The organism is Cohnella sp. GbtcB17 (genome assembly GCF_019091135.1).
GTDB lineage: Bacteria > Bacillota > Bacilli > Paenibacillales > Paenibacillaceae > Cohnella.
This window is the reverse complement of the sequence record NZ_JAGXJW010000005.1, coordinates 104,143-115,809: the sequence shown is the minus strand read 5'-3', so window position 1 is coordinate 115,809 and position 11,667 is coordinate 104,143. Positions and strand designations below refer to the sequence as shown.

Genomic DNA, 11,667 nt, shown 5'->3' with positions numbered 1-11,667 from the left:
CATCGGATTCAGCCGTTCATGAAGAAGTCGCATCGCCGCCGATCATTCTCCCTTCTCGCCCGCCCGTGGGCGGATCCGGTCAAACGCCGCGTCAAGCTGGGCCATGCATCGGTCGACGTCGTGCCGCGGGTCGGCCAGCAGGCCGATCAGTTCGTTGCGGAACGCTTCGGCGAGCTCGACGTTCACGAATTCCGGGTAGAAAGCGGAATAATCGAGCACGCGACCGGTCTGAATGTATTCGCGATCCAGCTCCTCGTACGCCGGATCGAAGTCGAGCTTCGCGTTCGGCGCGATCGATATCCCTTTCTTGTTGTCCTGCATGACCGCGGCCATCTCTGCCGAAGAAAAGTACCGCACGAGCGAGACCGCTTCATCCGCGTGCCGGGATTTCGGATTGACGACGAAGCCGCCGGTCGTCTTCATCGCGAACTTTGACGAAGACGCGTTGTTTGTCGAAGGGAACGCGAACATGCCGATATCCGCGTCCGGCTTGAACGATCGGACACCGTCCACCGTCCAGCTTCCGTTCAGGATCATGGCTGCTTCGCCGCTGGCGAGCAGCTCGAGCGCTTCGTTCCAGTTCGTGCCGAACGGGTCGTCGCCGGTATAGGGGAACCGCTCCGCCAGCCTCCGAAGGACGTTCTTGAAGTTGCCCTTGTCGTCGGCGAACGAAGCCCTGCCGGCTTCGACATCCTCGATCCAGGTCTGCGCGCGGATGCCGGACGCGATCATGTCCGGCTGAATGTCCAGATTCAGCGTCCACATGTCCTGGTAACCGGCCGCGATCGGCTGAATGCCGACCTGCTCGAGCTTGCGGCAGGCCGCGAGAAACGCGTCCCATGTCTGCGGGATATCGCCGATGCCCGCCTTGGCGAACGCAGCGCGGTTGTAGAACACGCCGACGCCGTTGCGGTCGAACGGCACGGCCCACACTTTGTCGTCCTTGCCTTCCACGCCGCCGAGCAGCTTCGGATCGATCCCGGTCAATGCCGGACTTCCCGTCATGTCCATCGCGTATCCCGCATCGATGAACTCCTGAAGCATCTGGATGTTGTCCGTCATGTAGATATCGGGCATCCGCTCGACGGCCGCCAAGTTGTGCAGCGTATTGGCGTACGTGTTCCCGTCTTCCGATATCACCTCGACCGTTACGTTTGGATGCGCTTCCATATAATTGCGTGTGCCGATCTCGAGCCACTTGCGGGCCCCTTCTTCACGAAAATGATGGTACCACGTCAGCTTGACGGCCGGCTCCGCGGCACCGGCCACGGTCCGCTGCTCGGACCGTGCGATATAGCTCCATATCGCCCAGACGAACGCGCCTGCCGACAATAGCACGCACAAAGCGGCGAGCCATCCTCTCGATCTCATCTGATATACCGGCCTCCCCTTCGCAGCAGATGCGCCCAGTATAGCACAAGCCGGCCGTCTTCAAATACGTCCCAAGCGGAAAATGCCGCCCTGGAATTCAAGCGGCATTTCCCCCGGCGGCTCTCGCTGCGGTCAGCCTTGCATTTGCTGCTTATAGGCGTCCAGCTGCTTTTGCAGCTCAGCCTTGACCTTGTCATAGCCGGCCGCCTTCAGCTTGGACTTGAACGCCTCCACCGCCTTGGCCGGATCGCCGGCTTTGCCGAACGCGATCGACGGACCCATCTCGCCCGTGACCTGCGAGATCGCGGTCAGCTCGGCGTCGACCGGCGTTTTGTCGAAGACGAATTGGCCGTACGGGTAAGGATGCTTGATCTTGTCGTACTCGGCATACAGCGTCGTCGGCAGTTGATCCCATACCGTGCTGCTCGGGATCTCCAGCTTGTCGTTGCGGCCGCCCCAGAAGTCGGAGTAGAATTCGTTTTTCTTCGGATCGTAGCCGGCCGGCAGCACGCGTTTGCCGTCCTTGATCTCGTACTGGACGCCTTCGATGCCGTAATTCAGCAGATGGTAGATTTGCTCGTCGTTGCGGATCAGGTCGTACGCCATGTGCGCCCGCTCCGGGTTATGGCTGTGGGCGCCCAGCGACGCGCCGCCGTGCGTGATCGACAGCTCCAGCAGGTTGCCATTCGTCCTCGCGAACGGATACATCTGCAGCTCTGAGCCCGGCTGCTCGCGGTCCATGTCGACGCGAAGCGTGCCGAACGTCTGCGTATGGTGCTGATCCAGTCCCGTCAGTCCGCCCTTCAGCAGCGTGCGCGTGTCTCCCTTGTAGTTGAGCACGTCCTCGCGCCAGAAGCCTTTGTCCGCCCAGGACTTCATCTTGGTCGCGTAGTTCAGCATCGTATCCTCGTCGAAGATCGGGCTGACGACCGTGTACGGATCGTCGACGCTCTTGGTGGCGAATACCGGCAGCCATCCGGTCGAGATCGGCAGCTCCAGCTCCTGCGTATACGAATTGACCCATCCGCCGAACGTGCTGACCCCGGCCGTGGCGTCCCAAGGGATGACATTCTTTTTGTTGTCCTTGATGTATTGCAGGTACTTCTCGATGCCGTCCCAATCCTTGACCGGCTCGGTAATGCCTGCCTCCTTGGCCCAATCGCCGCGGTAGAAGAAGCCGTGGTTGACCCATTGCGTGTATGCGTTTTCTGGAATGAGCACGATCTTGCCCTTGAATTTGCTCTCGGCCCAATCCTCCTGCGGGATCGATTCCCACGTCTTTGGCGCGTACTTCGGCAGCAGCTCGTCCAGGTTCATGAACGCGCCCCGCTGCGCGTTGCCCCACGTGTCGAGCCAGTCGGTGCCGATCGTGATCAGGTCGACCGGGTCTCCGGAAGCTAGCAGCAGATTGTACTTCGTCTGCCAGTCCGCCCACTCGACCCATTTCCATTCCAGCTCCGCGTTGATTTTCTGCTTCATGAGCTTGTTGATCTCGGCGAGCGCGGCGTCGAACTGGCCGTTTTTCGGCTTGTCGCCCAATATGACGTAGCTGATCTTGACGAACTTGGATGTGTCCGCCGCGCCTGCGGCCTGGGATGCCGATGCCGAAGCTGTTGTCGTTGCGCCTGTGTTATTGCCGTCTGCGCTGGGACTCGCTTCCTTGCCATTGCCGTTCCCCCCGCTGCACGCCGCCAGGCCCGCGGCGAGCGTTAGCGCCGGTACGATAGCGCCGAGCTTTTTAGCTTTGATCATGGTATTGCCTCCCCTTCGTTATAATTGGACGACTTGCGAATCGCTGCTATGTGAAGGACGCGCTGCTTGCCGCCTCCCGACACATCATTATCCTTTGACCGCGCCTACCGTGATGCCCTGTATGAAGAAACGCTGTACGAACGGGTACAGCAGGATGACGGGCCCCGTCGCGACGACGGCCGTTGCCATTTTCATCGATTCAAGCGGCAGATCCCTCAGATCCACGTTGGAGGCCGCGGACGAATTTTTGATGAAGTCCGCGCTCGTCACGACGCCGTACAGAAACAGCTGCAGCGTGCGGTACTTCATGTCGGGCGACAGGAACAGCATCGCGTTGTACCATTCGTTCCAATAGCCGATCGCAATGAACAGACCGATCGTCGCGAGCGCGGGCGTCGTCATCGGCAGGATGAGCCGCAGGAAGATGGTGAAGTCCCCTGCGCCGTCGATCTTGGCCGACTCCGTGATGGCGTGCGGAATGGAGCGGACAAAGCTTTTCATCATGATGATGAGGAAAGGAGACAGCAGACCCGGCAGCAGCACGGCAAGATAATTGTCCTTAAGCGCCAGATACTGGTTGACGAGAAGGTAGAACGGGACGAGGCCGCCGGAGAAAAGCGTGGTGAAATAGATAAAAAAGGAAATCCGGTTGCGGTAGTGGAAGTCGGGCCGCTGCAGCGCGTAACCGGTCATGGCGACGATGAACAGCCCGACAGCCGTGCCGACGACGGTGATGCCGATCGTGACCCAATAGGACCCGATGATCAGGTCGGGGTTCTCGAAGACGATCTTGTAGGCGAAGGTGCTGAACACGCGGGGCCAGATATTGAACCCGTGCCTCGCGATCGAGCTCTCGCTCGTGAACGACGTGCCCACGACGAGCATAAACGGAAGGAAACAGGCCAGGGCAAATGCCCCGATGAACCCGTAGCCGAGGATGCGGACCAGCAAGGTCGAGCCGTCCACCTTGATGGCCGTTCGCTGTGCCGACATAGCCGATCACTCCTTTCGCGTTTCTAGAAGAGAGAGTTGTCCGGAGACACTCGCTTGACTAGCCAGTTGGCGCTCAACACGACGAAAAATCCGAAGACCGACTGATACAGGCTCACCGCGCTGCCCATGGAGAAGTTGAAGTTGGTCATGAGCGAGCGGAATACGTAAGTCTCGATAATATCCGTGGTGGCATACAGCGACGAGTTGTTGGCGCCGACTAGGTTGTAGAACAGTCCGAAGTTACCCCGCAGCACGCCGCCGAGTGAAAACAGCAGCAGGATGATGAACGTCGGCTTGAGCCAGGGCAGGACGATGTAGCGGATCCGTTGAAGCGCGTTCGCGCCGTCGATCTCGGCGGCCTCCACGATCTCCGAATCGAGCCCCATAACGGCGGCGAAGTAGACGATCGAGCCGTAGCCGGTCGACTGCCACAAATACGTGACGACGATGATGAACGGCCACAGGTGCGGATTGGAATACGTCTTCACGGGGTCGGCGCCGATCATCTTCAGGAAGCCGTTAAGCAGGCCGTAATCGTAGCTCAGGATGTTGTAGGCGATCAGGCCGATCAGCACGAAGGAGATGAAGTAAGGCAGGAACATGAGCGATTGCGACACCTTCTTGAACCACTTGCTGCGCAGCTCGTTCAGGAAGATCGCGACCGAAATCTGGAGCGCGTTGCCCAGCAGGATAAACATGACGTTGTACGCGATCGTGTTGAACGTCAGCCGCCACAGGTCGCCCGTCATGACGAGGAAGCGGAAGTTGTCCCACCAGACGAACGGGCTCTTGAAGATGCCGGCCGTGTAGTTGTACTGGATAAAGGCGAGATACAGGCCGGGCATGGGCAAATAGGAGAAAATCAGAAAGAAGGCGATGGCCGGAAGGCACATGAGCAGCAGCGTGCGGTTGGCGAGCAGCGTGCGCAAGGACGAGCGTCGCTTGGTCTTGGGCGCAGGCGTTGCCGTTCCGGCTGCCGGTCCGGGATCGTTCGCCGCCGCTGCGTTCGATACGTTCATATGGATCCACTCCTTTTGTCGGCGATTAACGGATCATACGGCCGCGAACCTGAGCGCGCGCAGCTCTCCCGGCTGACCCGGGACGACCGCTTCGACGAGCAGCCGCAGGCGCCGGTCCGCTGCCTCTTGCAGCCACGCCCCGGGAATATAGAAGCTGTCCGGGCTCCCGCCGCTCATCGCAGGGCGCTCATCGCCGCCCGGCAGCCACAGCCTGCCGACGAGGCGGTCTCCGGCGAACGCGGTCAGCTTGAGACAGACGCCATCCGCGGTCGCGCGCCATCCGCGGCCGGAGCCTGCATCGGGCAGCGAAGCATACAGCCAGGCAACGCCGCCGGATTCAAGCGCGTACGGGAATTCCGCATGCGCGGCATCGGGCTCCGCGAGCGACGCGGAAGCGAGAAGTTCCCGCTCCCCGGCCGACCGGAGGCTGCCGAGGACGGCCTTGCCGCCCTCGAGCAGCACCGGCTTGCCGGCCGCGACGCCGAGGCGCCGTTCCAGCGCGAGCGTCAGCTGGCGCGCGCCTCCTTCCGCCCCGATCCACGGCGCGAGCGATAGCCATGGATCACCCGGCTCCAACGTGCCCGCTTTCGCGCCGTCGACGAATACGGTCAGACGGCTCTCCAGCCCAGGCACCCAGAGCGTCCGGCTGTCCAAGCCGGGCTCGAACGTCACCGTGCGGCGATAGTACTCGAGGGTCCTCGGATCGTTCGGATGCCAGCCGCCGAAGCCGGCCATCGGCCAGCGTTCGTCGTCCGCGTCCGCCGTGACCCGTGCCGGATCGGGCGAAGGGTCGGTCGTCCGGCGATAGCGCCAGCCCTTGGACAGATCGCGCTCCGACGTTACCGCCGTCAAGCCCCGGATTCCCTTGGTCGCGTGCAGCCGGAGCGCCGGCAGGCGCGGGTCGTCGAAGTTGGCGTGTCCCCAGATCTCGACCCGGGCGGCGAGCTCGACCGGCGACCGGCCTGCAGGCAGCGGCAGGTAGCGGCTTGCGCCGGCCGGCACGACCGTGCCCGCGTAGTCGCCGTCCACGTAGAGCGACACGATATCGCTGGCGCCTGCGGCGAGGAGTCCCACAAGCGGCCGAGGCGATACCGAATCCACTCCGTGCGTCACGCCGCCACCGGCAGCGGTGTATGAATACCAGGCGAATCCGCGATAAATGCCGCTCTTTTCCAAACATTCATAACCTTCGGTCATTGCGGCGCTCGCCGCAGGCAGCGGCAGATGCGATTCGATCTCGCTCGCATGCCACGGCAGATCAAGCGCCGGCGAGCCTGCTGGATCAACCGGCGGCGTCCCGAACGTCAGCTGACGCCGATCGGCGTCGATCCCCTCGAGCAGGAGCGCGTCCCGCCTCGGAATGCCGAATACGTTCAGCCGCCGGCCGTCATCCCAGGCTAATTCGCAAGACGCTCGGATATGGCCGCCGAAGGCAATCACACATCCGGTATCCGTCAGGGATACGTCGGCCCCTTCGGCCGATACGACCGTCGGTTGCTCGGCGAACTCCAGCGACACCTTCCCGTCCGCATCCTCCGCCGTATGGAAGACAAGCACGCAGTCATCCTCTCCGCCGGCTGCCTCGCATAACTCGGCCGTCGAGGAAAAGATCGCTCCTTCCACGCCCCATGGGGACAGGCTCACCGCTTCGGGCAGCATGAGACACAGCTCCCGCGTCGTGTCCGAAACGAAGACGAGCCGTCCGCCGCCTCGAAGGCCCAGGCGGTAAGGTCCCGCGTCGAAGCCTCGTTCCCGCCATTCAAGTCGCTCCGCCGCGTCCGAAGTCTCGTCGGCATCAAGCGGCGCAGCTTCGGCGAGATCCTCGCCATAGAGGCGAAGCACCCGGCTGAGCAGCCTCCCCTCGTAGGCTTCCTCCCGCACATGGCCCTCCGGCGAGATCATGCCGCCGAAGTCGTAGTCGGACGTCATGAAGGCCATCGGCTTGCCCCAATTGTTGATCGCATTCGTGAAGCCGAAGTCCGTCCCCGACGCTTGAAGATAGGGACCGAGCAGCTTGACGCCGCAAGACAGCAGCCTCCTCAGCAGGAAGTGGCTCCGGTTCGTCTCGGTGACGAGCAGCGGCAGCCCGCGCAGCGTCAGTTCGCGCTTGTACGCCAGCGCGAGCGTCTCGAATTCGGGATCGCGGTTGTCCGGATAGAAGTTGCAGGTGGGCAAGACGCCTTCCGCGTCGCCGCCGGCCTCGGTCAGCCCGCCTTGCCCCGCGCAGGCGACGAGCGGTACCCGGATGCCGTGGCCGAGCGCCAGATCGCGCAGCGCCGAGATATAGCCCGTTGGGTCCGCGCAGCTGTAAAAGTCGAGCTCATTGTCCAGCTGCACGGCGACGACCGTACCGCCCGCGCCGAGCTCGAAGCGCTTCAGCAGCGGCAGGATCTTGTCGTACCAGCGGGCAACGTGGGACAGGAACACCGGATCGTTGTCTCTCAGGCGGATGCCGTCCTTCGCCAGCAGATATGCCGGCAGCGCGCCGCCGTCCCATTCGGAGCAGATATAGGGCCCGGGTCTTGCGACGACCCGCAATCCCGCATCCGCGGCAAGTGCGAGGAAGGCGGCAACGTCCCGCTCGCCGGTGAAATCCCAGATGCCCTCCTCCTGCTCATGATGGTTCCAAGGAAAATACACGTCGATCGCGTTATAGCCGAACGCCTTCAGCTGCTCCATCCGCTCACGCCAAAGCGGGCTCGGAATACGGAAGTAAAACAACGATGCGCATAACAAGATTTCGCTTCTCCCGTTGATCGCCACTCGGTCCGGCCCGAGCCTTACTTGCGATTCGCTCTGCGATTCGCTCCGCGTTTGCGCCGTCATAAGATCCTCCTTCCGAAGTGTAATCGCTATCATGTAACCGGTTTCTATTTCAAATATTAAACGCTTACAATTTACGATTCATTAAACAAAACACCGATTTGCTGTAAAAAACTATCGACTTTGATGATTGCCTTCGCCCGCGCGTACGCACAAAAAAATCCGCAGCCTCCGCCGGCGCCAGCAGGCCGGTCAAGGATACGGTGCGTTCCGGCAAGGCGAACTGCCCGACAACGAAGGAACCGACTCGAGAGTTGAGATTCACCTAGGGGTCATATATATTGACGCCACCCACGATTCGCTACGGCCATGTCGGACAACCGGTATAATTTAGCCCTTGTAAGGGAACGCTAGTTCGTATTAATATAAGAACAAATGTTCTGAAATTAACCTCGTCTCTCCGAGGCACAAGGAGGAGTCGCCATGCCGGTCAACATCGAAAAGTACGTCGGGCAAAGCGTGGAAATCATTTACGAGGACAGCAAGGGACGCTTCACGCAGCGGGTCGTCGCCGTATTCTCGGTACGCGGGGGCAAGGTGCGCGTGCTCGATTGGGGGAAGCGCGCGTTCCGCACGCTGTCGGCGAGCCGCATTCTCGGCGCCAGGCCGGTGAAGCACCATGCCTCATGAGCGAACGATTTTCCTGATCGACGGGCAGTCCTTTTACGCCTCCATCGAAAAGGCGCGGCATCCCGGCCTGATGAACAAGCCGGTCGCCGTCGGCGATCCGGCCCGGCGATCCGGCATCATCCTCGCCGCCTGCCCGATCGCCAAGGCCAAGGGCGTCACGACGGCCGAGCGGGTCGGCGAGGCGCTCGCCAAGTGTCCCGATCTGATCGTCATCCGCCCGCGGATGCAGACCTACATCGGCATCTCGCTGTTCATGACGCAGATCTACGAAGCGTTCACCGATCAGGTCGAGCCGTACAGCATCGATGAGCAGTTCCTCGACGTCACCGGCTCGATCCCCGCTTACGGGCCCCCGGAGCTGATCGCCGAGCTGATCCAGAATCACGTGAAGCTCTCCACCAATATCAATGTCCGCGTCGGCGTCGGCCCGACGAAGATTCTGGCGAAGATGGCGCTGGACAATTATGCGAAAAAATCCCCCGAGGGCGTAGCGGGACTGTCCTTCGACAATTTGAAGGATACGCTCTGGACGCTCCCCGTCCACAACATGTTCATGGTCGGCTCCCGCATGACGCGCCATTTCACCCGGATGGGCCTCGCCGAGATCGGAGACATCGCGCGTCTTGAGCTGGGCGACTTCAAACGGCGGATGCGCCGCGAGATGAAGAAGCAGAGCGACATCCAGGCCGAGTATTACTGGCAGACCGCACGCGGCATCGATCCGAGCCCGGTCGTCGCCGGCATTCGCCACAAGCTCAAGTCGATCAGCCACGGCAAGGCGCTGCGCAGCGGCCTGTACCGCAAGCTCGAGGATATCGAGGTCGTCCTGCTCGAGCTCGTCGTCGAGGTATGCCGCCGCACGCGCCGGCACAAGTGCAGAGGCAGCGTCGTCTCGGTCGGGGCGGCGGAGACGGACGGGACGCGCTCGTCCTGGTTCGGACGCCAGACCAAGCTGCTACAGCCGACCGCGCTCACGCACGAGGTGGCAGCAGCGGCGCTGAAGCTGCTCCGCGAGCATTGGAGCGGCATGCCGGTCAGCCGCCTGACCATCTCGCTCGGCGGGCTGTCGGACGAAGGCGTCGACCAGCTCGACCTGTTCGAGGACCGGCAGGCGATCCTGCGGATGGAGCGGGCGACGGACTATATCAAGGACCGCTACGGCAGCGACGCCATCATGCGGGCCTCCTCGCTGCTGGAGGCCGGCGTGGCACGGGAACGGGCCGAGCAGATCGGGGGACACTACAAATGAGCAAACTCGACGGCAACGACCGCTGGAACGCCAAGCTGTTGCTCACCGAACATCACGAACAATACGAAGAAGAGCATGCCGTCTCCCCCAAGACGACCGGCCACCCGACCGCCGACGAACTGCGGATGATCCGCGACGCCATCGTGCTGCCGCATATGCTGACGATGGTGCAGCGGGCCATGGACGAGGGCGAGCGCTCGGGCAATCTGCTGAGCCGGGTGACGCTGACGGGCGCTCAAGTCGTGCTCAATCTCATCACCCGGGACCTTCACGAGCTGCGCCGGGAACTGAGCAGCCGGCGGATCCGGCTGCTGAACAGCGACGAACAGGTCGACCTCGTCATTTACCATCGCTACGTCTGCCGCGGGTACGAGGAGCGCTTCGGCATCGTGCGGGAGGTGCTCCGCTCGGAGATCAGCGTGCAGCTCGCGCGGTACTTGGGCGAGATCACGCGGCATCTGCGGCTGCTCGACAGCAAGGAAGCGCGGGAGACACGCCGTTCCCCCGTCGCCGCCAAAGGGACGACTTAACGCGCTTCGTTCGTCGACGCAGCCGTCCCGCCGCGAATTCATGCGTCCGCCGAATCGGGCTCGCGCCGCCCATCGTGTACGCCTCTGCTGCGCTCCGCCGTTTCCCGGCGCTTTTCGTCCCCCTCCTTCGCATGATGCCGCCTTTGCGGTATACTACTTCCCGAAGAGGATTGTCTTGGCGCGAAAAGAAAGAGGGTTAAACGCCATGTGCGGACGTTATACGATTACGATTTCGTTCGAGGAGCTGCTCGCTTATTATGCGGCCGACGATGCCGCCGGCTCGCCCTACGGCCCCCGGTACAATATCGCACCCGGGCAGCTGGTGCCGGCGATCGTAAGCGACGGCACCCGCAACCGGCTCGGGCTGCTTAAGTGGGGACTCGTGCCGCCCTGGGCCGAGGACCCGAAGGTCGGCGGCAAGATGCTGAACGCCCGGGTCGAGACCGTCGCCGAGCGGCCCGCCTTTCGGGAGGCGCTGCGCCGCAAGCGCTGTCTCGTCCCGGCCGACGGCTATTACGAATGGCGGCAGACCGCGGACGGCAAGCGCCCGATGCGCATACGCCGCAAGGACCGCACCTTGTTCAGCATGGCCGCCATCTACGAATCGTGGACCGGTCCGGACGGATCGAAGCTGAGCACATGCGCCATCTTGACCGCGCCGGCACAGGGACATCTCGCGGACATCCACGATCGCGTGCCGATCATCCTGGACCGGCGGTCCGAGGCGGCGTGGCTCGATCGCGGCATCCAGCGTCCCGAGCAGGTGCTGCAGCTGGCGATCCCGCTGGACCCGGCGGAGCTCGTCGTCGACCGGGCCAATCGCCGGGTCGGCAACGTGGCCAACGACGATCCCGGCTGCCTCGTGCCGGACGACGAACAGAGCGAGCTGTTCTAAGGGCTCGTACGAATGACAAAAGACCCCGATTCCCGCCATTATGCCGGGAATCAGGGTCTTTTTGGGCTGAGGGCCGCCAGCAGCGGAATTGCCTGCTATACAGAAGGCGACCGGCTTCATTGGGCGGCCACACCACGCATCGCCTGCTATACAGAAGGCGATGGGCCCCTTGGGGCCGCTATCCAATGCATCGCCTGCTATACAAAAGGCGATCCGCCTCTTGAGGCGGCCACGCCACGCATCGCCTGCTATACAGAAGGCGATCCGCCTCTTGAGGCGGCCACGCCACGCATCGCCTGCTATTCAGAAGGCGATCCGCCTCTTGAGGCGGCCACGCCACGCATCGCCTGCTATACAGAAGGCGATCCGCCTCTTGAGGCGGCCACGCCACGCATCGCCTGCTAT

Annotated in this window: 9 protein-coding genes; 4 read left to right on the top strand and 5 right to left on the bottom strand. The window is 62.4% G+C overall.

Going from position 1 to position 11,667, the window contains the following annotated elements; all coding sequences use genetic code 11:
* Positions 1-42 precede the first annotated feature (42 nt).
* From KVT38_RS03875 to KVT38_RS03855, 5 genes are all read right to left on the bottom strand, one after another.
* Positions 43-1,371, bottom strand: coding sequence for an ABC transporter substrate-binding protein (locus KVT38_RS03875; protein ID WP_217592372.1), 1,329 nt, complete (start codon positions 1,369-1,371; stop codon positions 43-45).
* A gap of 132 nt (positions 1,372-1,503) precedes the next feature.
* Positions 1,504-3,123: an ABC transporter substrate-binding protein gene (locus tag KVT38_RS03870; protein WP_217592371.1), complete on the bottom strand. Its 1,620-nt coding sequence runs from the start codon at positions 3,121-3,123 to the stop codon at positions 1,504-1,506.
* 87 nt (positions 3,124-3,210) lie between these two features.
* Positions 3,211-4,116, bottom strand: a complete 906-nt coding sequence (locus KVT38_RS03865) for a carbohydrate ABC transporter permease (RefSeq protein WP_217592370.1) — start codon at positions 4,114-4,116, stop codon at positions 3,211-3,213.
* A 23-nt stretch (positions 4,117-4,139) separates the two neighbouring features.
* Positions 4,140-5,135 carry an ABC transporter permease subunit gene (locus KVT38_RS03860; RefSeq protein WP_217592369.1) on the bottom strand — a complete coding sequence of 332 codons (996 nt, stop codon included), beginning with the start codon at positions 5,133-5,135 and terminating at the stop codon, positions 4,140-4,142.
* A gap of 33 nt (positions 5,136-5,168) precedes the next feature.
* Complete coding sequence (locus tag KVT38_RS03855; protein WP_217592368.1) at positions 5,169-7,961, bottom strand: beta-galactosidase; 2,793 nt, start codon at positions 7,959-7,961, stop codon at positions 5,169-5,171.
* Positions 7,962-8,381: 420 nt separating this feature from the next.
* Between KVT38_RS03855 and KVT38_RS03850 the strand changes: the two genes are divergently transcribed.
* The 4 genes from KVT38_RS03850 to KVT38_RS03835 all read left to right on the top strand — a co-directional run bounded on the left by KVT38_RS03850 (position 8,382) and on the right by KVT38_RS03835 (position 11,262).
* Positions 8,382-8,588 (top strand): hypothetical protein, encoded by a 207-nt coding sequence (locus tag KVT38_RS03850; protein ID WP_090117551.1) that lies wholly within the window; start codon positions 8,382-8,384, stop codon positions 8,586-8,588.
* Positions 8,578-9,837 carry a DNA polymerase IV gene (locus tag KVT38_RS03845; RefSeq protein ID WP_217592367.1) on the top strand — a complete coding sequence of 420 codons (1,260 nt, stop codon included), beginning with the start codon at positions 8,578-8,580 and terminating at the stop codon, positions 9,835-9,837. Before KVT38_RS03850 ends, KVT38_RS03845 begins: the two co-directional genes overlap by 11 nt.
* On the top strand, positions 9,834-10,367 hold the full coding sequence (locus KVT38_RS03840; protein WP_217592366.1) for a YhjD family protein: 534 nt from the start codon (positions 9,834-9,836) through the stop codon (positions 10,365-10,367). Before KVT38_RS03845 ends, KVT38_RS03840 begins: the two co-directional genes overlap by 4 nt.
* 205 nt (positions 10,368-10,572) lie before the next feature.
* Positions 10,573-11,262: an SOS response-associated peptidase gene (locus KVT38_RS03835; RefSeq protein ID WP_217592365.1), complete on the top strand. Its 690-nt coding sequence runs from the start codon at positions 10,573-10,575 to the stop codon at positions 11,260-11,262.
* Positions 11,263-11,667 lie beyond the last annotated feature (405 nt).

Excerpts from the sequence above, each read along its gene's own strand:
- KVT38_RS03840 (WP_217592366.1), top strand. The coding sequence starts at position 9,834 with ATGAGCAAACTCGACGGCAACGACCGCTGGAACGCCAAGCTGTTGCTC.
- KVT38_RS03850 (WP_090117551.1), top strand. The coding sequence starts at position 8,382 with ATGCCGGTCAACATCGAAAAGTACGTCGGGCAAAGCGTGGAAATCATT.
- KVT38_RS03860 (WP_217592369.1), bottom strand. The coding sequence starts at position 5,135 with ATGAACGTATCGAACGCAGCGGCGGCGAACGATCCCGGACCGGCAGCC.
- KVT38_RS03870 (WP_217592371.1), bottom strand. The coding sequence starts at position 3,123 with ATGATCAAAGCTAAAAAGCTCGGCGCTATCGTACCGGCGCTAACGCTC.
- KVT38_RS03855 (WP_217592368.1), bottom strand. The coding sequence starts at position 7,961 with ATGACGGCGCAAACGCGGAGCGAATCGCAGAGCGAATCGCAAGTAAGG.
- KVT38_RS03875 (WP_217592372.1), bottom strand. The coding sequence starts at position 1,371 with ATGAGATCGAGAGGATGGCTCGCCGCTTTGTGCGTGCTATTGTCGGCA.
- KVT38_RS03835 (WP_217592365.1), top strand. The coding sequence starts at position 10,573 with ATGTGCGGACGTTATACGATTACGATTTCGTTCGAGGAGCTGCTCGCT.
- KVT38_RS03845 (WP_217592367.1), top strand. The coding sequence starts at position 8,578 with ATGCCTCATGAGCGAACGATTTTCCTGATCGACGGGCAGTCCTTTTAC.
- KVT38_RS03865 (WP_217592370.1), bottom strand. The coding sequence starts at position 4,116 with ATGTCGGCACAGCGAACGGCCATCAAGGTGGACGGCTCGACCTTGCTG.